The organism is Paraburkholderia dipogonis, assembly GCF_046027395.1.
GTDB lineage: Bacteria > Pseudomonadota > Gammaproteobacteria > Burkholderiales > Burkholderiaceae > Paraburkholderia > Paraburkholderia dipogonis_A.
Genome location: NZ_JAQQEG010000006.1, coordinates 109,360 through 131,216, shown reverse-complemented (window position 1 = coordinate 131,216; position 21,857 = coordinate 109,360). Strand labels below are relative to the sequence as shown.

At 62.8% G+C, this 21,857-nt stretch carries 19 protein-coding genes; 14 read left to right on the top strand and 5 right to left on the bottom strand.

Annotated features, from left to right (window positions below):
• The first annotated feature begins 88 nt into the window (after positions 1 to 88).
• The 5 genes from PQR32_RS08335 to PQR32_RS08315 all read left to right on the top strand — a co-directional run bounded on the left by PQR32_RS08335 (position 89) and on the right by PQR32_RS08315 (position 6,462).
• Positions 89 to 2,362 carry an amylo-alpha-1,6-glucosidase gene (locus PQR32_RS08335; protein WP_408224322.1) on the top strand — a complete coding sequence of 758 codons (2,274 nt, stop codon included), beginning with the start codon at positions 89 to 91 and terminating at the stop codon, positions 2,360 to 2,362.
• 107 nt (positions 2,363 to 2,469) lie between these two features.
• Positions 2,470 to 3,324 carry a MurR/RpiR family transcriptional regulator gene (locus PQR32_RS08330; protein ID WP_408224319.1) on the top strand — a complete coding sequence of 285 codons (855 nt, stop codon included), beginning with the start codon at positions 2,470 to 2,472 and terminating at the stop codon, positions 3,322 to 3,324.
• A 129-nt stretch (positions 3,325 to 3,453) separates the two neighbouring features.
• Positions 3,454 to 4,512: a C45 family autoproteolytic acyltransferase/hydrolase gene (locus PQR32_RS08325; RefSeq protein WP_408224316.1), complete on the top strand. Its 1,059-nt coding sequence runs from the start codon at positions 3,454 to 3,456 to the stop codon at positions 4,510 to 4,512.
• 32 nt (positions 4,513 to 4,544) lie between these two features.
• Entirely contained in the window at positions 4,545 to 5,873 is a 1,329-nt protein-coding gene (locus PQR32_RS08320; RefSeq protein WP_408224313.1) for an aspartate aminotransferase family protein, read from the top strand.
• Positions 5,874 to 5,907: 34 nt separating this feature from the next.
• Entirely contained in the window at positions 5,908 to 6,462 is a 555-nt protein-coding gene (locus tag PQR32_RS08315; protein ID WP_408224639.1) for a carboxymuconolactone decarboxylase family protein, read from the top strand.
• Between the two features lie 283 nt (positions 6,463 to 6,745).
• Here the strand turns inward: PQR32_RS08315 and PQR32_RS08310 are convergent, their stop codons facing one another.
• Positions 6,746 to 7,054: a DUF4148 domain-containing protein gene (locus PQR32_RS08310; protein ID WP_408224310.1), complete on the bottom strand. Its 309-nt coding sequence runs from the start codon at positions 7,052 to 7,054 to the stop codon at positions 6,746 to 6,748.
• Positions 7,055 to 7,401: 347 nt separating this feature from the next.
• On the opposite strand from PQR32_RS08310, the gene PQR32_RS08305 reads away from it, so the two are divergent.
• The gene (locus PQR32_RS08305; protein ID WP_011492126.1) at positions 7,402 to 7,827 is read left to right on the top strand and encodes an OsmC family protein; all 426 of its coding nucleotides are present in this window, start codon (positions 7,402 to 7,404) and stop codon (positions 7,825 to 7,827) included.
• 190 nt (positions 7,828 to 8,017) lie between these two features.
• Here the strand turns inward: PQR32_RS08305 and PQR32_RS08300 are convergent, their stop codons facing one another.
• The gene (locus tag PQR32_RS08300) at positions 8,018 to 9,130 is read right to left on the bottom strand and encodes a patatin-like phospholipase family protein (RefSeq protein WP_408224307.1); all 1,113 of its coding nucleotides are present in this window, start codon (positions 9,128 to 9,130) and stop codon (positions 8,018 to 8,020) included.
• A 389-nt stretch (positions 9,131 to 9,519) separates the two neighbouring features.
• Between PQR32_RS08300 and PQR32_RS08295 the strand changes: the two genes are divergently transcribed.
• A complete protein-coding gene (locus tag PQR32_RS08295) occupies positions 9,520 to 10,035 on the top strand; it encodes a hypothetical protein (RefSeq protein WP_408224304.1) in 516 nt (171 codons plus the stop codon).
• Between the two features lie 136 nt (positions 10,036 to 10,171).
• On the opposite strand, the gene PQR32_RS08290 is transcribed toward PQR32_RS08295, so the two are convergent.
• A complete protein-coding gene (locus tag PQR32_RS08290) occupies positions 10,172 to 11,254 on the bottom strand; it encodes a GlxA family transcriptional regulator (protein WP_408224301.1) in 1,083 nt (360 codons plus the stop codon).
• 304 nt (positions 11,255 to 11,558) lie between these two features.
• On the opposite strand from PQR32_RS08290, the gene PQR32_RS08285 reads away from it, so the two are divergent.
• The 7 genes from PQR32_RS08285 to PQR32_RS08255 all read left to right on the top strand — a co-directional run bounded on the left by PQR32_RS08285 (position 11,559) and on the right by PQR32_RS08255 (position 20,148).
• Positions 11,559 to 12,953: an L-serine ammonia-lyase gene (locus tag PQR32_RS08285; protein ID WP_408224298.1), complete on the top strand. Its 1,395-nt coding sequence runs from the start codon at positions 11,559 to 11,561 to the stop codon at positions 12,951 to 12,953.
• 57 nt (positions 12,954 to 13,010) lie between these two features.
• Positions 13,011 to 14,255, top strand: a complete 1,245-nt coding sequence (locus tag PQR32_RS08280; protein ID WP_132377089.1) for a sarcosine oxidase subunit beta family protein — start codon at positions 13,011 to 13,013, stop codon at positions 14,253 to 14,255.
• Positions 14,256 to 14,283: 28 nt separating this feature from the next.
• Positions 14,284 to 14,622 carry a sarcosine oxidase subunit delta gene (locus PQR32_RS08275; RefSeq protein WP_408224295.1) on the top strand — a complete coding sequence of 113 codons (339 nt, stop codon included), beginning with the start codon at positions 14,284 to 14,286 and terminating at the stop codon, positions 14,620 to 14,622.
• Complete coding sequence (locus PQR32_RS08270) at positions 14,619 to 17,621, top strand: sarcosine oxidase subunit alpha family protein (RefSeq protein ID WP_408224292.1); 3,003 nt, start codon at positions 14,619 to 14,621, stop codon at positions 17,619 to 17,621. Before PQR32_RS08275 ends, PQR32_RS08270 begins: the two co-directional genes overlap by 4 nt.
• Positions 17,611 to 18,267, top strand: a complete 657-nt coding sequence (locus tag PQR32_RS08265; RefSeq protein ID WP_408224289.1) for a sarcosine oxidase subunit gamma — start codon at positions 17,611 to 17,613, stop codon at positions 18,265 to 18,267. The genes PQR32_RS08270 and PQR32_RS08265 overlap by 11 nt, the downstream gene beginning before the upstream one ends.
• Before the next feature lie 56 nt (positions 18,268 to 18,323).
• Positions 18,324 to 18,587, top strand: coding sequence for a hypothetical protein (locus tag PQR32_RS08260; RefSeq protein ID WP_408224286.1), 264 nt, complete (start codon positions 18,324 to 18,326; stop codon positions 18,585 to 18,587).
• A 142-nt stretch (positions 18,588 to 18,729) separates the two neighbouring features.
• Complete coding sequence (locus tag PQR32_RS08255) at positions 18,730 to 20,148, top strand: MFS transporter (protein ID WP_408224284.1); 1,419 nt, start codon at positions 18,730 to 18,732, stop codon at positions 20,146 to 20,148.
• Between the two features lie 57 nt (positions 20,149 to 20,205).
• On the opposite strand, the gene PQR32_RS08250 is transcribed toward PQR32_RS08255, so the two are convergent.
• Complete coding sequence (locus tag PQR32_RS08250) at positions 20,206 to 20,610, bottom strand: cupin domain-containing protein (protein WP_408224281.1); 405 nt, start codon at positions 20,608 to 20,610, stop codon at positions 20,206 to 20,208.
• Positions 20,611 to 20,627: 17 nt separating this feature from the next.
• Positions 20,628 to 21,794, bottom strand: a complete 1,167-nt coding sequence (gene ampC / locus PQR32_RS08245) for a class C beta-lactamase (RefSeq protein WP_408224278.1) — start codon at positions 21,792 to 21,794, stop codon at positions 20,628 to 20,630.
• Between the last annotated feature and the right edge of the window lie 63 nt (positions 21,795 to 21,857).

Below are 21,857 nucleotides of genomic sequence, written 5' to 3'. Positions count from 1 at the left end.
CTACAATCTGAAGCGACTCAGGTAGCAACCGGATGTAGACCGAACGCACAAGCGTGAACGCAGCAGCGAACCCATAGGAGTGACCCTGATGCAGCAGCCAGAAGCCCTCGGCGGCCTTTCGGGCGGAATCGACCACCGCGAACCCGAGCCGGACGGCGTATTCATCCCGACAGAAAACCTCAATGTCGCCAGCGCCACTCAGCACGTGCTGAAGTCGGGCGACACCTTCATCGTCAACGATCCGCTCGGCGATATCACCGGCCACGACGACGGCCTGTTCGTCAACGACACACGTGTTCTCTCGCAACTGCGCCTCACCTTCGGCGGACGCGCGCCGTCGCTGCTATCGGGCAGCGTCAGCAGCGACAACACGTCATTCACCGCGCATCTGACCAACCGCCCGTTGCCGCCGCTCGGCGGCGACAGCACGCCCGAAGGCGTGATCCACGTCGAGCGCGTGCGGGTGCTGTCGGGCACCGTGCTCAACGAAGCCATCGAACTCACCAACTACGGCACCAGCGACGCCGTGGTGCCGCTGTCCATTTCGTTCGCCAGCGACTTCCGCGACATGTTCGAAGTGCGCGGCCTGAAGCGCGACAAGCAAGGCCGTGTCGAACCGGCGCGCGTCGAGAATCGGGAAGTGCTGCTCGGCTATGTGGGCCTCGATGACGTGGCGCGCAATGTGCAGATCGCTTTCTCGCCAGAACCGGACAAACTTTTCGCCGACCGCGCCGACTACACCGTCAAGCTGCCGGCCCAGGCCTGTGTGTCGATCTATCTGTCGGTGTCGGTGCAGGTCGTGGCGCAGTCGGACAAACCCAGCGCTGGCGTCTCGCAGCCCACGCATGCGTTGAGCGAAGCCCACCTGTCGCAGATCGACGCGGAACGCCCGCGTGTCGGCCGCGCTGCCGTGCGCGCCGCGCTCGTCGACGCCCACCTCGTGATGCGCGAGCGCCGCCGCGTCACTGCGCGCGTGCGCTCGAGCAACCCGCTTTTCAATGCATGGATCGACCGCTCGCTTGCCGACCTCGGCTTGCTGACCACGGATCTGGTGACCGGCCCGTATCCGTACGCTGGTATTCCGTGGTTCTCGACGCCGTTCGGCCGCGACGCCATCATCACGTCGCTGCAGACGCTGTGGTTGCAGCCGCAGTTGGCCGCGGGCGTGTTGCGCTTTCTCGCCGAACATCAGGCGCGTGAGAACTCGCCGTTTCGCGACGCCGCGCCCGGCAAGATCATGCACGAGATGCGCAAGGGCGAAATGGCCGCCACCGGCGAAGTGCCGTTCGCGCTCTATTACGGCGGCGTCGACACCACGCCGTTATTCATCGTGCTGGCCGGCGCGTATGCGGCGCGCACGGGCGACCTCGCGTTGATCGACGAATTGTGGCCGGCGCTCGAGCGCGCGGCGCAGTGGGTCGCGGGCGTGTGCGACAAGAATCGCTTTGGCCTGCTGGACTATCAGCGCGAATCGGACGGCGGTCTGGCGAATCAAGGCTGGAAGGACAGCCACGATTCCGTCTTTCACGCCGACGGCCGGTTTCCAGACGGCCCGATTGCGCTCGTCGAAGTGCAGGCGTATGCGAGCGCCGCCTTCGATACCATGGCTCACTTCGCGAAGCTACGCGGCCTGCATGACGCGGCAGCGCAATACAGCGAGCGTGCGAAAAAAATCCGTCAGTGCGTCGAAGAAAAGTACTGGATGGAAGAGGCCGGCTTCTACGGTATCGCGCTCGACGGCCACGGCGAACTGTGCCGCGTGATGGCGTCGAACGCCGGTCACCTGCTGGCCTTCGGTCTGCCTTCGCGCGAGCGTGGCGAATCGGTGGTGCGCGCGCTCGACTCCACGCTGTTCCACACCGGCTGGGGCGTGCGCACGCTGGCGGCGAGCCAGTCGCGTTTTAACCCCATGGCGTACCACAACGGCTCGGTCTGGCCGCACGACAACGCGATCTGCGCGCGCGGCCTGTCGCGCTACGGCGGCAAGGCCGCGGCCGTGCGGCTCTTGCAGGCGCTGTTCCAGGCGGCGGTCAATTTCGACATGCGCTTGCCGGAACTCTTCTGCGGTTTCCCACGGCGGCGCGGCGAGCCGCCCACCGCCTATCCGGTCGCCTGTCTGCCGCAGGCATGGGCAGCGGGTTCGCCGTTCATGATGCTCGAAGCGTGTCTGGGCATCACGATCGACGCCGAGCGGCGCGAAGTGCTGATCGAACAGCCGATGCTGCCCGAAGGCATCGACTGGCTCGAAGTGGGCGATTTACGGGTGGGCGATGCGTCCGTGTCGATCACGTTCCGGCGCATCGGCGATAAGGTCGTCGCCTCGACGGAGCAGGGCGACGTGCGGGTGGTCGCGCTTCTTTAAACAAGCGTCAAAAGCACACTGAGCACACTGGAACTGCTGTTGGATACGAGGTGCCGGGTGGTAACATTTGTTGTCATCCTTATCGACCGTTCGCCCGGTACACCCGCATGCCAGACAGTTTCGACCAGCTCGCCGCCCTGATCCGGGCGCGCTTTTCCGAACTGAGTCCGCAGTTCCAGATGGGAGCGGGTTTCCTGCTCGATCATCCCGACGAGGTCGCGGTCTCGTCCATGCGCAAAGTGGCGGAGAGAGCGCAGGTGCAACCGGCTTCGCTGGTGCGCCTGTCGCAGCAACTCGGTTTCCCCGGCTGGAACGAATTGCGCAACCTGTTCGTCGCGCGCGTGCGCACGCGGCCCGAGCCGCTCACGAGCCGCGCGCGTTCACTCGTCAAATCGAAAGACGCGCTGGCGAACGATCTGCTGGTCGCGCAGCAACACAATCTCGAGGTTACTGCCGCGCATAACGGCCGCGTGATCGTCGAAGCGGCGCGTCTGTTGCGGCGTGCGCCGCATGTGCATGTGGCCGGCTTCCGGTCCTGTTACGCGGTGGCGTTCGGTCTCGTGTACGGTTACCGGCTGTTCCGTTCCTCGGTGTCCTTGCTCAACGGCGAGGCCGGCACGCTCGAAATGCAACTGCGTACCATCGAGCGTGATAGCGCGACCATCGTGATCAGCTTCGCGCCATATTCGGTGGAAGCCGCGCGCGTAGCTGAAGCCGCGCTGGAAAAGGGCAGCAAGCTGATTGCCATCACTGACAGCGCTGTCTCGCCGATCGCCTTGAACGCCGACAAGGTGCTGATCTTTTCGCACGAGAGTCCCTCGTTTTTTCCGTCGCTGGTGGCGGCCACGGCGCTTGCCGAATCGCTGGTCGCGCATCTGCTTGCGCTGGAAGGCGCAAATGCGGTCGAACAGCTCGCCATCGCCGAGCAGTCGCTGCATGCGAAGGGCGCGTACGTGCCTTGAACATTCCCGTCCTAATCGGGTGGAGTTCGTGCGTGACGCAGCTCCGCTCCATCTGGTCCGGTGTCGCGTCGTTTGACAACAAATGTTGTTTTAACGTATAAATACGTACCGATTGTTGAATGGGTGCGAATGGTGGCGTCGAAGCAGGATTTGAGTATTTTTCCGGTGAGCGGCGAGCCGTATGACATCGGCTACCGGTTGGGCGAACTTGCGCGGCCGGTGTTCGCCGACTACATGCATCAGAGCGGCGCATGGCAGGCGGTTCGGCGCTGGCGCGGCGCTCCCTTCGTGCAGGAACTGCGCGACGCGGCGCAGGCGCATTTCCCGGCGTTGCTCGCCGAACTCGACGGTATGGCGGCAGGCCTCGGCTGGTCGGCGGAAGACGTGTTTCTCTGGAACTGCCGCGGCGAACTGATTCACAACGCGCCGGACGGTTGCACCACCTTGGCGGCGGTCGTTGGCGACGCGCGCTTCATCGCGCATAACGAGGACGGCGATCCGTTTCTGCGCAAGCGTTGCGCGCTGGTCGAGGTTCGGCCGGCCGGCAAGCCGGGCTTCGTGAGTTTCTATTACCCTGGATCGCTGCCCGGACACACCTTCGCCGCGAGCCGCGCCGGCGTCGTGCAGGCGATCAACAATTTGCGCATTCGCACACCCGTTGCCGGCGTGCCGCGCATGATCCTCGCGCGTGCCGTACTCGATGCCGCCTCGCTCGACGAAGCGTTGCACATCCTGCACGACACGCCGGCCGCGAGCGGCTTTCATCACACGCTCGGCTGCGCGGGCGACGCGCGCATCGTCAGCGTCGAGGCCAGCGCGCTGCGATGTTCCATGCAAACGGTGACGCATCTCTACGGCCACGCGAACCACATGATTCATCGCGGCTGCGAAGCCGAAGCGCAAATCGTCACGGATTCCTCGCGAGACCGTCAATTGCGCGTGGATGCCTTGTTGCCCGCGATCACCCGCCCGTTGCAACCCGCCGCCTTGCTCGACGTCTTGCACGATCGCGCGCCCTCGGGGTTGCCGATCTACCGCGACGACCCGCTCGATCCGGACGACGAAAACACGCTCGCCAGCGCGCTCTTCGACATCGGCAACGCCGGTGTGTCGATGAAAGTTTACCGGCAAGGGCAGTGCGCATTCGACACCTTCATCGCCCGCACGGCATCTGATCAAACCGTCTAAGCGCTTGCCGCAACCACAGGAAACCGAACACCATGTCCACCGTTTTTCATCGAACGCCCAAGCTGTCGCTGCCGGTCGCTGTCGCGGGCGACGGCATCGAGATCATCGATTCCACCGGCAAGCGCTATATCGACGCGTCTGGGGGCGCCGCTGTCTCCTGTCTCGGCCATAGCAACCAGCGCGTGATCGACGCGATCAAACGTCAAGCGCAGCAGTTGCCGTACGCTCACACGTCATTCTTCACGACCGCGCCGGCCGAAGAACTCGCCGACCGCCTGGTGGCGAGCGCGCCGCAAGGGCTCGAACATGTGTACTTCGTGTCCGGCGGTTCGGAGGCGATCGAGGCGGCGCTGAAACTCGCACGCCAGTATTTCGTGGAGAAGGGCGAGCCGCAGCGCCGCCATTTCATCGCGCGTCGGCAGAGTTATCACGGCAACACGCTGGGCGCGCTGGCGATCGGCGGCAATGCGTGGCGCCGCGAGCCGTTCCTGCCGATCCTGATCGAAGCGCATCATGTGAGTCCGTGTTACGCGTATCGCGAGCAGCGCGCCGACGAAACTGAAGAGGCCTTCGCGCAGCGTCTCGCTGACGAACTCGAGCAGAAGATTCTCGAACTCGGCGCGGACACGGTCGCCGCCTTCGTCGCCGAAACGGTGGTCGGGGCGACGGCCGGCGCGGTGCCGCCGGTGCGCGAGTACTTCCGCAAGATTCGCGCGGTGTGCGATCGCTACGGCGTGCTGCTGATCCTCGACGAGATCATGTCGGGCATGGGCCGCACCGGCCACCTGTACGCCTGCGAGGAAGACGGCGTGGCGCCGGACATCCTGACCATCGCGAAAGGGCTCGGCGCCGGCTATCAGCCGATCGGCGCGACGCTCGTGAGCGAGCGGATTTACCAGGCGATCGTCGGCGGCTCGGGGTTCTTTCAGCATGGCCATACCTATATCGGCCACGCCACCGCCTGCGCCGCGGCGCTCGAAGTGCAACGCGTGATTGAGGAAGACAAGCTGCTGCCCAATGTGCTGGCGCGCGGCGAACAGTTGCGTGGCCGGCTGCGTGAGCACTACGCGCAGCATCCGCATATCGGCGACGTGCGCGGACGCGGACTGTTTGTCGGCGTCGAGCTGGTCAAGGACCGCACCAGCAAAACACCATTCGACGGGGGCCTCAAGCTGCACGCGGCGATCCGGCGCGAGGCGTTCGCGCGTGGTTTGATGGTGTATCCGATGGGCGGCACGGTCGACGGCCAGATCGGCGATCATGTGTTGCTGGCGCCGCCGTTCATCTGCACTGAGCGCGACATCGATGAAATCGTCAGCCGGCTCACGGATGCGGTCGGCGGCGCGCTGGCCGCCGTCTGAAACGACGACACCACCACGAATTGCGAGAACGATGATGACCGAGCGTTTGCCTCACTTCGACCTGTCCGACGCCACGCCTGAACAGAAAGCGGTGCTCGACGAAATTCTGTCCGGCCCACGCGGCAATCTGAACGGGCCATTTCTCGGCTGGATTCATAGCCCGGAACTGGCCCAGCACGCGCAGCGGCTGGGCGCGTTTTGCCGCTATCGGACGGGTTTGCCGCTGCGCCTGTCGGAGCTGGCGATTCTGGTGACCGCGGCGCGCTGGCAGGCACAGGCGGAGTGGTACATCCACCATCCGATCGCGCTGCAAGCCGGCGTGTCCGAAGCGGATGCCGAGGCGATTCGCCAGGGAAAGCGCCCGGATTTCGCGGATGCCGACGACGCGTTGATTCACGACTTCGCGAGCGAACTGTACGACACGAAGCGCGTTTCGGACGCGATCCATGCGAAGGCGGTCGAGCGTTTCGGACATCAGGTGGTGATCAACCTGGTGGGCCTGCTCGGCTACTACGCGTTGGTGGCGATGACGCTGAACGTGTTCGGGATGCGCGCGGTGGGACAGGAGGGCTTGCCGTTCGCTGAATAGCGGGCGGCATGGCGGCGCCGTTGTGTAATTGCGCGGGCGGCGTTGCTGGAGCGAACTTCGAAGCGGCCGGCTACGGCGTGATCTGTATCGAGAAGCGGCCGGCTTCGGCATCCCACGCCGCCTCTTTTACAACCTATCCGCCCAACTTTTCCGCCACACAATAAAAAGCGCCCCGATTGCGAACTTCGCAACCGGGGCGCTTTTTTACTGCGACTACACCTTCACCTTCCATGCACTGACTACACCGGCAAGCACTGCGCCGCGAACCGCGCGGCTTAACGGCTTATTGACCGCGATACGTCGAGAACAGGCGTTGCTGCACCGAATCCCGCGCGCCGGCATCCGACGAGACTGCCTTCACGCCGCCGACGTCCTGGGAAGCCTGCGCCGCGGCGGCGACGGTCGTACCGCTTTGCGGCATGGCCTTCGGATAGTCGGTGTCGTTCTGATTCAGAAGGCCCGCTTTTTGCGCGGCAACCAGCTCAGCGCGCACTTGTGCGCGGGTCACCGGACCATTCGCCTGCTGGGCGAACGAAACAGCCGGGACGAAAAGCGCGGATGCGATAACGACTGCGGAAATAAGCGATTTCATGGTGACCTCCAGTATTCGATTGTTGATGAGATCGGTTCAATGCGGGGTGCCGATCCGTTGAAACGAGTCTATTTCTTACGAGGTCGGTGAAAAAGCCGCTTTCGGAGGAAAGATTATTACCGTTATCGACATAATTTCCGGGCGGCTTCTGTTTTGACCGATAGCCGGCATCGTCACGACGCTGGCACACGGAAGCGCCTATGATGAAGTTCGGTCCACGCCCGCGCCCGCAGCACCGCGCAACACACGCGACCGATGCCGAAACCGCAAATCCTGGGCTGGACCGTTGCGGTGGGCATCAGATTCGGTCGTGCAGCGCGCGAAGCAGGCACAAACAGGAGAGAGCGATGAAGCGCAAGGCATCAGCAGTCTGGCAAGGCGGCCTGCAAGACGGCAAGGGCTCGATTTCCACCGACAGCGGCGTCCTCAAGGAGACCCAATACTCGTTTTCGACACGCTTCGCGGACGGCATCGGCACGAACCCGGAAGAGCTGATTGCGGCTGCGCATGCGGGGTGTTTCTCGATGGCGCTATCGGCTGAACTGGGCAAGGCCGGCATCACGCCGGAGCGCATCGGCACGACGGCCACTGTCACGCTCGACAAGGACGGGGGCGGCTTTGCGATCACCGCGGTGCATCTCGACGTGGCCGTGAAAATCCCCGGCGGCGACAAAGCCGCCTTCGAGAAGGCGACCGCCGACGCCAAGGCCGGTTGCCCGGTATCGAAAGTGCTGAACGCCACGATCACGATGGACGCGAAGCTCGAAACCTGAGTTCGTGCTTTACGCTGGTGATTTGGAAGCGATTAAACCGGCGTACAGGTCAAGCCTGGCGCCGGTTTTTGTTTTACTGGCCTTAGTGAGAGACGCCGATGCCGTCGCACCTGCGCCTTGTTGCAACGCTACGAAACCGGCTCGGCGCGAAGACGAGCCGCCTTCATTCGGCTCGGTCATACAACGCTTATCAAAGCGTTTCCCCCTCGGCCTGCTGAACGGTATGAATCGCGGCGGGCGTCCCTTTGACCCGGCTCTTCACGAGCTTGTCGATGTCGAAAGTGGAAGCCTTGCCGACGCTCGGCAAGCAATCGCGCACCCATGTGTCCGCCGTGGCATGGCCCGCGTGTCGCAAGGCGCGGAAAAACTCGATGGAGGGCGTGTTCTTCGATGCGGCGCCGATCTCGTCCATGAAGCGGTCGGCGCGAATCACGTGAAAACGCTTGGGCGTGTACGGCTTTCCGCGATGAACGAGGCCAGGGTTTTCAGCGGCGAGTTCGTTGATCAACTGGATCTGACGGACTTCCGTGACCCACGACGCACCGAAGCTGACTTCGTTGATCCGGTTGTTGATCTCGCTGGGGCGCTCTGGCGGCCCATGTTTCGTACAGAGCGGATCGATGAGCACGCTCAGAATGTCGTCGACCCACTCGACGAGCGGCGCGAGCGCCGGATTGGCCATATACCCGCCGTCCCAATAGAACTCGCCGCCTATCTCCACCGCCTCGAAGAGCGTGGGAAAGCATGCGGAGGCCATCAGCGCCTTCGCCGAAATTTCGCCGGGTTCGAAGATACGCAATGCGGTCAGGTTGACGTTGGTCGCCGCCACGTAAAGCTTGGGCACGGCACCCTTCGGGTCATTGACGACCCCGAAGTCTGGAATCACGGTTTCCATGATGGAGCCAAGGGAATTGGTCAGCCATGGCATCGCATACGGAGAGGCGAACGGCTGGAGCATGCCTTGCGCGAGTATCGCGGGATTGAGATCGACATTCCAGCGCTCGGGAGACTTCAGCAGGTCCTTGGGGAAGTTATAGAACGGCTGCCACTTCGAACTGGCGCCGACCAGCGTCCAGAGTTGTTCGAGCGACCGTTTGGCATCGGTCGGACTTCTGCTTAGCCCGTATGTGCAGGCGGCGGCGTTGAGCGCTCCGCCGCTCGCGCCGCTGATCGCGAGAATCGATAGGGTCCCGCGCTCGACTTCGTCGAGCAGACGGTCGAGTACGCCCCATGAGAACGCCGCGTGCGCGCCGCCGCCCTGCAGGGCGAGACCGATCGTAGGAACGCCTTTTGTCGTTGCCATCCTGACCTCCGTTGTGTGGTCGCCCAGCAGTCGTCGAACTCATAGGGGAAAACGAAAGTGCCGACGCGGTTTTAACCGTTATACCTCTCAGCGATATGTTGTTCGGCAAAAATTTGGGCTCAGGGCGTACCTGTTAGCGCACGCGCGACGGGTAGATACTTGGATAGTGTTCGAAACATTCGAACCGATATAGGCAAAGCTGAATTTGAAGCCAACCTCGTGGAGAGTGGCTATGCGCAGACTGTCAGCAAGGATGGACGGACTGATATTCTTACAAAGGGCGACGTTAAATATACAGTGCGCGAGCAGTCAAATACGGGTGTTCCTACAGCCGAATACTTCCCATCTGGTGCCGAAAAGGCGACCGTTAAAATCCGCCTGGACAAATAATGAGTAAATTGGATTTCATTCGAGACGAAGTACAGTTCCGGACGTATTTCGATCGTGCCAAAGCAGAGATTCGCTTGCTCGCGAGTAAGCCACGCAACGAGTTGCTCTACTTCGATCCGATCGATATCTCGACACAAAAATTCTTTGATCTTGTACAGGCGTTGCTCACTTTCCAGAGTAATACCGAATTTGTGACGCTGATTTTGAATCCTGATCCGTTCGGTTACTTCCACCATCATTTTGGAAAGTATCCGGGCTTCATTCATCGTAGTGAGAACTCGGATGACGAGTTCTTTCACTTTATGATGGAGGATCCGGGCGGAAGTCTTGCGGATGCACTTGGTGTGAATCATCAGCACTATGCCATCATGCCAATTGATGGCGACTGGATCGCTTTTGGCGATCGATCATGGGACGTCGGCGTCTTTTATGGCCCAGCCGATATCATGGAGTGTGCGAGGAACTTCTATCCCTTTTTTCTACAGCCGCCAGAGCGCTTCAGAATAGAGCTGTAGTCGATTGACTTACGGGATGGGCCAGGGACGCTACGTGTGCGCCAACATTCTGGCCCGCCGCTCTGGTCCTCAAACTTGCCGGCCGTATGAGCCCTGTCATTCGGCTGGCCAAGTCTTGGTAGGCCCGTCAGCAACCTCAAATCGCCCGCGCCCGCCCCGGAAACGTTTCGTCATAATCCCCACTATCTTCCGCCTCCGCCGCCGTGCCGCGCTGCTCGCGATACATCATCGGCGGCAAACCGAACTGCTTGCGAAATTCGCGGCCCAGATGCGATGCATCGGAAAACCCACAGCTCGACGCAATGTCGGCCACCGTCTTATCCGAACTCGTCAGCAGCCACGCGGCGGTGCGCAGACGCACCTGCTTCGCGTAGGCCTGCGGCGCCTTGCCCGTTTGCGCCTTGAAGAGCCGTTCAAGTTGACGCGGCGAGAGATCGAGCTTGCGCGCGAGTTCATCGAGCGATAAAGAACGCCCCACGTGCTGTTCCATCAGCAGAATCGCGCGCTTGACCTTCGGATGCGCGGCGGGCGCGAGGCCCGGTGGATGCGGCTGCGGCGCATTGCCTTTCTGCATGTCGTCGACGAGCAGAATGCGCAGCGCCTTCTGCACCGTGGCGGTTTCGAAGTGACGCAACAGGATCGCGGCGGCCACATCGATCGACGCGCGTCCGCCGGAACACGTAATGCGCCGGCGGTCGATCACGAACAGCCGGTCGGCGACCAGTGCTTCCTCGTTGACCGACGGAAAGCGCTCGATGAAATCCCAGTAGTGAAACCAGCTCACGCAAATGCGGTGGCCGTCCAGCACGCCCGCGCGCATCAGCGAGAACACGCCCGTGCACATGCCGACGAGCGTCGCATCGGTGGCGGCGGCGCGGCGGATGAAGGCGAGCGTCGCGTCGTTCGCGGCCGGCCCGGAATGTAGCAGGCCGCCTACCACCACGACGTAATCGAATGGATCGGTGCTGTCGAACGTCTCCCACGGCGTGATCTGGATGCCGCAGCTCGCGCGCACCGGAGCGAGGGTTTCCCCTATCACGCTCCACGAACAGCGCACGGGCTTGCTGAAATCGCCTTCGTCCGCGGACAGGCGCAACAGGTCGACGAAACCCGAAAACGCCGTCAGCGTGAAGTTCGGCAACAGGATGATGCCGAAGCGGATGCGCTGCTTCGAAGTGCCGTCGATCGATTGAGGGGGAAGCGGTTCAGCGGAATTCATGCATGCAGCCAGCAGGGGAAAGGGTTGGATCAAGCATAGCACCGGGGATGGCGGCTACCGCGTCCGGGCGTGCCGGCGGCATGAGCGGCGTTGCGTGCCCAGCATCGTCAGCATCGCCAGCCGCAAGCCGGACGCATGTCGCAAATGCGTCAGAAGTCTTCGTAAATACGCCGCGGACCTTTGCCGGCGCGCCGCTTGACGCCACTATCCCACTGTCATGCCGTTTTTATTCTATCGATTCAATTTGACGTGCGGTGCAATAGAGGCAAATCCACCCAAGGCATCGCAACGCACAAGGCACGCCATGAACGTCAGCGTCTTCGATCTGTTCAAGATCGGTATCGGTCCTTCAAGCTCACACACTGTGGGGCCGATGATCGCTGCATGCCGCTTCGCTTCGCATATCGAAGACGCCAACCTGCTCGGTTTCGTGCGCAGCGTGAAGGCCGATCTGTTCGGCTCGCTCGGCGCGACCGGCAAGGGGCACGGCACGGACAAGGCGGTGCTGCTGGGGCTCGAAGGCAATCTGCCCGATCTGATCGATCCGGACCTGATCGAACCGCGCCTGCAGACGATCCGCGCAACGAAGCAACTGGTGCTGCTCGGCAAGCATCCCGTGAAATTCGACGAGCGCGAGCATCTCGGCTTTTTCCGCAAGCTGATGCCGGGCGCGCCGGGTTCGGGCATCGTGCATCCGAACGGCATGCGCTTTCAGGCCTTCGACGAAAACGGCCAACTGCTGGTGGAGAAGGAGTATTACTCGATCGGCGGCGGCTTCGTGGTGAATCGCGAAGGCGATCGCGTGAACGGCCTGCGTGCAGGCACCGAAGTGCCATATCCGTTTCGTACCGGCGACGATCTGATGCGCGTCTGCCGCGAAACCGGCTTGTCGATCGCGCAGATCACGCTGCGCAACGAGTGTGCGGCGCGTCCCGAACATGAAGTGCGCGAAGGCTTGCTGGCCATCTGGCGCACCATGTCGGCGTGCGTCGAACGCGGCTGCAAGGTGCGCGGCGAGTTGCCCGGTCCGATGCATGTGAAGCGCCGCGCCGCCGATCTGTGCGCGCAATTGCGTTCGCGCTCGGAAGAGTCGCTGCGCGACCCGCTCTCCATGCTCGACTGGGTCAACCTGTACGCGATGGCCGTCAACGAAGAAAACGCGGCGGGCGGGCGCGTCGTCACGGCGCCGACCAACGGCGCGGCAGGCGTGATTCCCGCCGTGCTGCACTACTACGTGAAGTTCATGCATGCGTCTAACGACGAGGGCATCGTCAACTTCCTGCTGACGGCCGCGGCGATCGGCATCATCTACAAGGAAACGGCGTCGATCTCCGGCGCCGAGGTCGGCTGCCAGGGCGAAGTCGGCGTGGCCTGCTCGATGGCCGCCGCGGCGCTCGCCGCCGTGATGGGCGGCACGCCGACGCAGGTCGAAAACGCCGCCGAAATCGGCATGGAACACAACCTTGGCATGACCTGCGATCCGGTCGGCGGACTTGTGCAGATTCCGTGCATCGAACGCAACGCGATGGGCGCGATCAAGGCGCTGAACGCCGCGCGCATGGCGATGAAGGGCGACGGCCAGCACTACGTGTCGCTCGACAACGTGATCAAGACGATGCGCGAAACCGGCGCGGACATGAAGACGAAATACAAGGAGACGTCGCGCGGCGGGTTGGCCGTGAACGTCATCGAGTGTTGAATCCCGCTTTTACCCAATACGAAACACCAGTAAAGACAGCACCAACAAGGACCCACGATGAGCCGCTATTCGATATTCAGCCTGTTGCGCAACGGGATGTCGTATCACGAGAACTGGGAGCGACAGTGGAAGAGCCCCGAGCCCAAACGTGAATACGACGTCGTGATCGTCGGCGGCGGCGGGCATGGTCTCGCCACGGCGTATTACCTCGCCAAGGAACACGGCGTGCGCAATGTCGCCGTGCTGGAGAAGGGCTGGATCGGCGGCGGCAATACGGCGCGCAATACGACGATCGTGCGCTCGAACTATCTGTGGGACGAGTCGGCCGCGCTCTACGAAAAAGCGATGAAGCTGTGGGAAGGGCTCTCTCAGGATCTGAACTACAACGTCATGTTCAGCCAGCGCGGCGTGATGAATCTTGCACACACGCTGCAGGACGTGCGCGACACCGAGCGCCGCGTGAATGCGAACCGGCTGAATGGCGTGGACGCCGAATTTCTCACGCCCGCGCAGATCAAGGAAATCGAGCCGACCATCAATCTGAACAGCCGCTATCCGGTGCTCGGCGCGTCGATCCAGCGCCGCGGCGGCGTGGCGCGTCACGATGCGGTGGCCTGGGGTTTCGCGCGCGGCGCGGATCAGGCCGGTGTCGATATCGTGCAGAACTGCCAGGTCACGGGCATTCGCCGCAACGGCAGCCAGGTGATCGGCGTGGATACCACGAAGGGTTTCATCAAGGCGAAGAAAGTCGCGATCGTGGCGGCGGGCAATACCTCGTCGCTGGCCGACATGGCCGGCGTGCGGTTGCCGCTAGAGAGCCATCCGTTGCAGGCGTTGGTCTCGGAACCGATCAAGCCGGTGGTCAATACGGTGGTGATGTCGAACGCGGTGCACGCGTATATCAGCCAGTCCGACAAGGGCGATCTGGTGATCGGCGCGGGCGTCGACCAGTACACGGGCTTTGGTCAGCGCGGCAGTTTCCAGATTATCGAAGGCACGCTTGAAGCGATCGTGGAAATGTTCCCGGTGTTCTCGCGCGTGCGGATGAACCGTCAGTGGGGCGGCATCGTGGATGTGTCGCCGGACGCCTGCCCGATCATCAGCAAGACCGACGTGAAGGGGCTGTATTTCAATTGCGGCTGGGGCACGGGTGGCTTCAAGGCGACGCCGGGTTCGGGCTGGGCTTATGCGCACACCATTGCGAAGGATGAGCCGCATCCGCTGAACGCGCCGTTCTCGCTAGAGCGTTTCTATACCGGCCATCTGATCGACGAACACGGCGCTGCCGCTGTTGCCCACTAACGCCACGCACTGCGACAAGGACAAAGAAATGCTATTGATCGAATGCCCGTGGTGCGGGCCACGCGCCGAAACCGAATTTTCCTGCGGCGGCGAAGCGGACATTGCCCGTCCGCTCGACACCGACAAACTCACCGACAAGGAATGGGGCGACTACCTGTTCATGCGCAAGAACTCGCGCGGCGTGCATCGCGAGCAGTGGCTGCACACGCAAGGCTGCCGCCGCTGGTTCAAGGCGCAGCGCGACACGGTGAGCTATGAGATCCAGGGCTACGACACGTTCGAGCGTCCTTTGCTCGCCATGGATAGCGCTGAGGCTAAAACGCAAAACACGGCACAGAACAAGGCACAAGAGGGCAATGCATCATGAGCCAGAAAGACCGACTCCCCAACGGTGGGCGCATCAATCGCGCCATGCCGCTGACGTTCACCTTCAACGGCCGCCAGTACCAGGGGTATCAGGGCGACACGCTGGCTTCGGCGCTGCTCGCGAATGGCGAGCATTTCGTCGCGCGTAGCTGGAAATACCACCGGCCGCGCGGCATCGTCACGGCGGGTGTGGAAGAGCCGAATGCCGTCGTGCAACTCGAAACCGGCGCCTACACGGTGCCGAATGCGCGGGCGACTGAAGTCGAGTTGTATCAAGGGCTCGTCGCCAGCAGCGTGAATGCGAAGCCGAGCATCGAGAAAGACCGCATGGCGGTCAACCAGAAGTTCGCGCGCTTCATTCCGGCGGGCTTCTACTACAAGACCTTCATGTGGCCGCGCAAATTCTGGCCGAAGTATGAAGAAGTGATCCGCGACGCCGCCGGTCTCGGCAAGGCGCCGGAACACACGGACGCGGACCGCTACGACAAGTGCTTTGCACATTGCGACGTGCTGGTGGTCGGTGGTGGCCCGACCGGCCTCGCGGCCGCGCATGCCGCCGCGTTGTCCGGCGCACGTGTGACGCTGGTCGACGATCAGCCGGAACTCGGCGGCTCGCTGCTGTCGTGCCGCGCGGAGATCGACGGCAAGCCCGCGCTGCAATGGGTGCAGAAGATCGAAGACGAACTGCGGCAGATGCCCGATGTGAAGATCCTGTGCCGCAGCACGGCGTTCGGCTATCAGGACCACAACCTCGTGACGGTGACGCAGCGGCTCACCGAGCATCTGCCGGTCTCGCAGCGCAAAGGCACGCGCGAACTGATGTGGAAGATCCGCGCGAAACGCGTGATTCTCGCGACCGGCGCGCATGAGCGTCCCATCGTGTTCGGCAACAACGATCTGCCGGGCGTGATGCTGGCGTCGGCCGTGTCGACCTATCTGCATCGCTATGCGGTGTTGCCGGGCCGCAATGCCGTGGTGTTCACCAACAACGACGACGGCTATCAATGCGCGCTCGATCTGAAAGCAGCCGGCGCTCAGGTGACAGTCATCGATCCGCGCGCGAGCGAATCGAAGGGCACGCTGCCCGCGCTTGCACGGCGCTATGGCGTCAAGGTGATGAACGGCGTCGTGATCACGGCGGCGCACGGCAAACTGCGCGTGGCGTCGGTGGATGTAGCGTCGTATTCGAACGGACAGGTCGGTGCGAAGCAGAGTGAGCTCTCCTGCGATCTGCTCGCGATGTCCGGCGGCTGGAGCCCGGTGCTGCATCTGTTCGCGCAATCGGGCGGCAAGGCGCACTGGCATGACGAAAAGGCCTGCTTCGTGCCGGGCAAGGCGATGCAGCCGGAGACCAGCGTCGGCGCCTGTGCCGGCGATTTCACGCTGGGCCAGGGCATCCGTTTTGCGGTCGATGCCGGCATCGAGGCGGCGCGTGCGGCGGGCTTCATCGTCGCGCGGCCGAATCCTGTGCAGGTGGCCGAGATCATGGAAGCGAAGATGCAGCCGCTGTGGCTGGTCGGTGGCCGCGAGCTGGCTACGCGCGGGCCGAAGCAGTTCATCGATTTCCAGAACGACGTGTCCGCTGCGGATATTTTCCTTGCGGCGCGTGAAGGCTTCGAATCGGTCGAACACGTGAAGCGCTATACGGCGATGGGTTTCGGCACCGACCAGGGCAAGCTCGGCAACATCAACGGCATGGCGATTCTCGCGCAGGCGCTCGGCAAGACGATTCCCGAAACCGGCACGACGACCTTCCGGCCGAACTACACGCCGGTTACCTTCGGCACGTTTGCCGGCCGCGAACTGGGCGAATTTCTCGATCCGGTGCGCAAGACGGCGGTGCACGAATGGCATGTGGAAAACGGCGCGGCCTTCGAGGACGTGGGCAACTGGAAGCGTCCGTGGTACTACCCGAAAGCGGGCGAAGACATGCACGCGGCAGTGGCGCGTGAATCGCTCGCGGTGCGCACGAGCGTCGGCATTCTTGACGCCTCGACGCTCGGCAAGATCGACATTCAGGGCCCCGATTCGGCGAAGCTCCTGAACTGGGTCTACACGAATCCGTGGAGCAAGCTGGAAGTCGGCAAGTGCCGCTACGGCCTGATGCTCGACGAAAACGGCATGATCTTCGACGACGGCGTCACGGTGCGCCTCGCCGACCAGCACTACATGATGACGACCACCACGGGAGGCGCGGCGCGCGTGCTGACGTGGCTCGAACGCTGGCTGCAAACCGAATGGCCGGACATGCGCGTGCGGCTCGCGTCGGTGACGGATCATTGGGCGACCTTCGCCGTGGTCGGTCCGAATAGCCGCAAGGTACTGCAGAAGATCTGCCAGGACATCGACTTCGCGAACGCGGCGTTCCCGTTCATGAGCTATCGCGAAGGCACGGTGGCCGGCGCGGCTTCGCGCGTGATGCGCATCAGCTTCTCGGGCGAACTCGCTTATGAAGTGAACGTGCCGGCCAACGTCGGACGCGCGGTGTGGGAAGCGCTGATGGCCGCGGGCGCGGAGTTCGACATCACGCCGTACGGCACCGAAACGATGCACGTGCTGCGCGCGGAGAAGGGCTACATCATCGTCGGCCAGGATACGGACGGTTCGATGACGCCGTACGACCTTGGCATGGGCGGGCTCGTCGCCAAGTCGAAGGACTTCCTCGGCAAGCGTTCGCTGACCCGCTCGGACACGGCGAAGGCCGGGCGCAAGCAACTGGTCGGCTTGCTCTCGGACGATCCGTCGTTCGTGATACCGGAAGGCTCGCAGATCGTCGCGGGTCCATTCCAGGGCGAGACGGCGGCGATGCTCGGCCACGTCACGTCGAGCTACTACAGCCCGATCCTGAAGCGCTCGATCGCGATGGCGGTCGTCAAGGGCGGCCTCGACAAGATCGGCGAAACGGTCACGATTCCGCTTTCGAGCGGCAAACAAATTGCAGCGAAGGTCACCAGTTCGGTGTTCTACGACAGCGAAGGAGCACGTCAACATGTGGAATGAAACGAGAGGGACGGCGTCGGTCGTGGATCGTGCTGTCGGCAAGCAGACCGGCGTGTGGCAGGAGTCGCCGCTGGTGGGCGCGGACGCGCTGCTGAAGAAACATCAGGCGACGGCATCCGCGGCCTTCAGGTTGAACGAGCGGCCGTTTCTGGAACTCGTGAACGTGCGTGGCGATACGCGTGACGCGGCGTTCGTGCGCGCCTTTGAAAACGTGCTCGGCTGCCGTCCGCCTGAAAAGGCGAACACGGTGGCGCGCGGCAACGGCTACGACGTGATGTGGCTCGGCCCGGACGAGTGGCTGGTGCGCTCGGCTGCCGCGCACGACGCGACGCGTACCGCGCCGCTGCAGGCGAAACTCGGCGCCGCGTTCGCGGGCCTGTTCGCGTCGGCGGTGGACATCGGCAGCGGCTATACGGTGCTCGAAATCAGCGGCACGCGCACGCGTGAAGTGCTGTCGCGCGGGTGTCCGCTCGATCTGCATCCCAAACTATTTGGCGAAGGGCAATGCGCGCAGAGCCACTATTTCAAGGCATCGATGACCTTGCTGCCCACCGGTGCTAACAGTTTCGACGTCGTGGTGCGCCGCAGCTTCGCGGACTACTTCGTCAAGATCATGCTCGACGCGGCCGAGCCGCTGATGTCGTAAGGCGCGGCGAGCGGCCTCGTTCAAACCGTTCGCGCGCTTCATCCTCGATACTCGCCATGACGTCGACACGTCTAGCCACCGCGCGCCTCACCGAGCGCGTGTGCCACGAAGGCGATGCCCATGCCGCGCTCGCGCTGCTCGACCAGAGCATCGTGCTGCGGCATCGGCGCATCGCGCTGATCCGGTATCTGCTTGCGCAGCAACTCGGCGCGCCGCTGCAGGCGCGTCACCACGAATACGTCGAAAAAATCGCCGCACGGTTGAGCGCGGATGCGCTCGCGCGCATTGCCGGCGCCGCGCGGGCGCGTTTGCGGTTCTGAGCCTCGCGATCCGCGTGTGTGGAACGACGCACCCGTTCCATCCCGATGACGTATTTCTTCTATGTGGCCGATTTATGTCGGCGTCTACTGAAAACTCTTCGGAGCACCCACGCGGCACGCGCCGCTTCAACCAGGGGATGACATGTCCACCGCCTATCCGCCTCGCGCAAGCGCAGCCGCCCGACTCGAACGACTGCCGTTCTCCGGTTATCACCGGACCATTTTCATCATCATCGCCATTGCGTTCTTTTTCGATTCCGTCGACCTCGGCACGATGACCTTCGTGCTCGGTTCGATCAAGACGGAATTCGGCTTATCGACCGCAACGGCGGGGCTGGTGGCCAGCGCGAGCTTCTTCGGCATGGTGATCGGTGCGGCGATCGCGGGATTGCTGGCGGATCGCTTCGGCCGCCGGCCCGTATTTCAGTGGAGCATGGTGTTGTGGGGGCTCGCGTCGTATCTGTGTTCAACCGCGCAGAGCGTCGAAGCGTTGATTTTTTATCGCGTGCTGCTCGGCTTCGGCATGGGGATGGAGTTTCCGATCGCGCAGACGTTGCTGTCGGAGTTCGTTCCGGCTGCCTCGCGCGGCCGTCTGATTGCGCTGATGGATGGTTTCTGGCCGCTTGGCTTCATCGCCTCGGGTGTGGTGTCGTATTTTGTGCTGCCGACCTTCGGCTGGCGCACGGAATTCGCGCTGCTTGCGATTCCCGCGGTGTTCGTGTTGATCGTGCGCCGCGTCGTGCCGGAATCGCCGCGTTGGCTCGAACATCGCGGACGTCTCGGTGAAGCGGACAAGATTCTCGCCGAGGTCGAAGTGAAGGTGATGAAAGCGGCGGGGCTGAGCCAATTACGCGCGCCGGCGATGCTCGCTGAGCCGCCGGCCGCGAAAGGCACGGGCGCGTTCCGCGAGATCTGGAGCATGGCTTACCGGCGTCGCACGATCATGGTGTGGACGCTGTGGTTTTTCGCGTTGCTCGGTTTTTACGGGCTGACGTCGTGGCTCGGCGCGCTGATGCAGCAGGCTGGCTTTGCGGTGACGAAGTCGGTGTTGTACACGGTGCTGATTTCGCTCGGCGGCATTCCGGGGTTTCTGTGCGCAGCGTGGCTGGTCGAACGTTGGGGACGCAAGCCGACTTGTATCGCGTCGCTCGCGGGCAGCGCGGTGATGGCTTACGTCTACGGACAAACCGCGCTGCACGCGCAGACGCCGACCTTGCTGATCTGCGCGGGATTGGCGATGCAGTTCTTCCTGTTTGCGATGTGGGCGGTGTTGTACACGTACACGCCGGAACTGTACGGAACCGGTGCGCGCGCGACGGGTTCGGGGTTCGCGTCCGCGATTGGCCGTGTAGGTTCGTTGATCGGACCCTACGTGGTGGGCGTGGTGTTGCCGATGTTCGGCCAGGGCGGCGTGTTCTCGCTCGGCGCGATGTGTTTTGTGATCGCCGCGGCCGCGGTGTGGATTCTGGGTATCGAGACGCGCGGATTGGCGCTCGAAACGCTCGTGTCCGAAGCGGTGGAAGCGGAAGCGCACGGCGTATTGAGTCCGGTGCGCGATTGAAATTCCAGTGAGCGCATGATGAAGGACGCAGTGCCGTCGGACTGCATCCTTCATCGTTCAGTTTTGCACGCGGATATTGAACGGCTTGCCGGGCACCCACGCCCAGGTCGCGAGCACTTTCGCACCCGCCGGTCCGGCAGTCGTCACGTGGACGACGTTCGCCGGCATCCGGTAACTCTCGCCGGCATGAACGACCTGCGCCGGTCTCCCCTCGACCTGCACCGTCACTTCACCTTCGAGCAAGTAGGCAACTTCCGGCCCGGTTGCCTTATGCTTCGACTTGGCGGCATTGGGCGGGAATTCGGCAATGCCCATGCCCATTTCACGATCGGTTCCCGCAACAGGCACCCGTTGCAGTACGACGGTGTCTTTGGCCGGCGGTGCCTTGTCGCCGGCATTGGCGGCCTGCATGCTCGTCATCAAGGCCGCAATGGCAAACGGCAGGCAACGTACGCTGTTCATGGTCGGACAACCCCTGTTCAATGCGACGCGTTGGCAAGCGCCGTCAGGATCTTATAGGCGGCGGCCACCCGGTCGTCGTTCGGGAAGTTCCTGTTGGCGAGGATCACAATGCCCAATTGCTTCTCCGGAATGAACGCCACGTACGAGCCGAAGCCATTGGTCGAACCGGTCTTGTTGATCCAGACGTCCCGACGAGGCGCGAGCGGCGGCTTGATTTCGACGGCGGGCGTCGCCTTCAGAATCATCGTTGGCGAATTGCCGGCCCGCAATGTATTCAACGCGACCGGGTAGGCGTATTGCTCCCAGATCAGATCCTGAGTCAGCACGCCTGCCTTGAAGTAGCCGGTGTGCGTCTCCGTAATTGCGCGCTGCAACTTTGCATCGAGTGAGAGCTGATTCATGTTGGCCTGCAAGAAGCGCGTCATGTCGGCGGCGGTGGACTTGACGCCGTACGCTTCGGCGGACAATACGCCGGGCGCCATGCGGATCGGCGCGCCGTCTTTTTTGTAGCCTTGCGCGTAATCCGGCATCCGCGATTGCGGAACGTCGATGAAGCTGTTTTTCAATCCCAGCGCGGGAAACATGCGCCGTTCCATCAGCGCCGTGAAATCCTGCCCCATGCTCTTCGCTGTGATCAGACCAAGTGTGCCGATGCCGGGATTCGCGTAAGTCCGGCACGTGCCCGGCGCGCAAGTGGGCTGCCATGCCTTGAAATACTGCATGAGCTCGGCGTCGTTATGAATCTCATCGGGCACTTGCAACGGCAGCCCGCCGGGCGTGTGCGTGGCCAGATTGACGAGCCTCACGTTGCCGAACTGACTGCCCTGAAGCACAGACAAGTATTTGCTCGTCGTATCCGACAGGGAAAGATCGCCGTTGACCTGCGCATACGATGCCAGCGTCGCCGTGAAGGTCTTGCTGATCGAGCCGAGTTCGAACAGCGTGTCATGTGTCACGGGCCTACCGCTTTCCGTCGACGCCACGCCGTAGTCGTACACATAAGGCTTGCCCGCGACGATGATGCCGACCGCCATGCCATGAATACCGTCTTTGGCCATGAGCGGCTGGATCGCCGCGTCGACCGTCCGTTTGATGCTGTCTTGCGTGGTATCCGCTGCGTGGCTAATGGGCGCGGCCAACGCAAAGACGACGGCGGCCGTGAGGCTGAGGGCTTTGAACTTCATCTATCGCGTTTCCTTGAATGTCTATCGGCAGATGCGCTCCAAAAGATTCTTTGAAACGCCTTG

Excerpts from the sequence above, each read along its gene's own strand:
- PQR32_RS08335 (WP_408224322.1), top strand. The coding sequence starts at position 89 with ATGCAGCAGCCAGAAGCCCTCGGCGGCCTTTCGGGCGGAATCGACCAC.
- PQR32_RS08330 (WP_408224319.1), top strand. The coding sequence starts at position 2,470 with ATGCCAGACAGTTTCGACCAGCTCGCCGCCCTGATCCGGGCGCGCTTT.
- PQR32_RS08325 (WP_408224316.1), top strand. The coding sequence starts at position 3,454 with ATGGTGGCGTCGAAGCAGGATTTGAGTATTTTTCCGGTGAGCGGCGAG.
- PQR32_RS08320 (WP_408224313.1), top strand. The coding sequence starts at position 4,545 with ATGTCCACCGTTTTTCATCGAACGCCCAAGCTGTCGCTGCCGGTCGCT.
- PQR32_RS08315 (WP_408224639.1), top strand. The coding sequence starts at position 5,908 with ATGACCGAGCGTTTGCCTCACTTCGACCTGTCCGACGCCACGCCTGAA.
- PQR32_RS08310 (WP_408224310.1), bottom strand. The coding sequence starts at position 7,054 with ATGAAATCGCTTATTTCCGCAGTCGTTATCGCATCCGCGCTTTTCGTC.
- PQR32_RS08305 (WP_011492126.1), top strand. The coding sequence starts at position 7,402 with ATGAAGCGCAAGGCATCAGCAGTCTGGCAAGGCGGCCTGCAAGACGGC.
- PQR32_RS08300 (WP_408224307.1), bottom strand. The coding sequence starts at position 9,130 with ATGGCAACGACAAAAGGCGTTCCTACGATCGGTCTCGCCCTGCAGGGC.
- PQR32_RS08295 (WP_408224304.1), top strand. The coding sequence starts at position 9,520 with ATGAGTAAATTGGATTTCATTCGAGACGAAGTACAGTTCCGGACGTAT.
- PQR32_RS08290 (WP_408224301.1), bottom strand. The coding sequence starts at position 11,254 with ATGAATTCCGCTGAACCGCTTCCCCCTCAATCGATCGACGGCACTTCG.
- PQR32_RS08285 (WP_408224298.1), top strand. The coding sequence starts at position 11,559 with ATGAACGTCAGCGTCTTCGATCTGTTCAAGATCGGTATCGGTCCTTCA.
- PQR32_RS08280 (WP_132377089.1), top strand. The coding sequence starts at position 13,011 with ATGAGCCGCTATTCGATATTCAGCCTGTTGCGCAACGGGATGTCGTAT.
- PQR32_RS08275 (WP_408224295.1), top strand. The coding sequence starts at position 14,284 with ATGCTATTGATCGAATGCCCGTGGTGCGGGCCACGCGCCGAAACCGAA.
- PQR32_RS08270 (WP_408224292.1), top strand. The coding sequence starts at position 14,619 with ATGAGCCAGAAAGACCGACTCCCCAACGGTGGGCGCATCAATCGCGCC.
- PQR32_RS08265 (WP_408224289.1), top strand. The coding sequence starts at position 17,611 with ATGTGGAATGAAACGAGAGGGACGGCGTCGGTCGTGGATCGTGCTGTC.
- PQR32_RS08260 (WP_408224286.1), top strand. The coding sequence starts at position 18,324 with ATGACGTCGACACGTCTAGCCACCGCGCGCCTCACCGAGCGCGTGTGC.
- PQR32_RS08255 (WP_408224284.1), top strand. The coding sequence starts at position 18,730 with ATGTCCACCGCCTATCCGCCTCGCGCAAGCGCAGCCGCCCGACTCGAA.
- PQR32_RS08250 (WP_408224281.1), bottom strand. The coding sequence starts at position 20,610 with ATGAACAGCGTACGTTGCCTGCCGTTTGCCATTGCGGCCTTGATGACG.
- ampC (WP_408224278.1), bottom strand. The coding sequence starts at position 21,794 with ATGAAGTTCAAAGCCCTCAGCCTCACGGCCGCCGTCGTCTTTGCGTTG.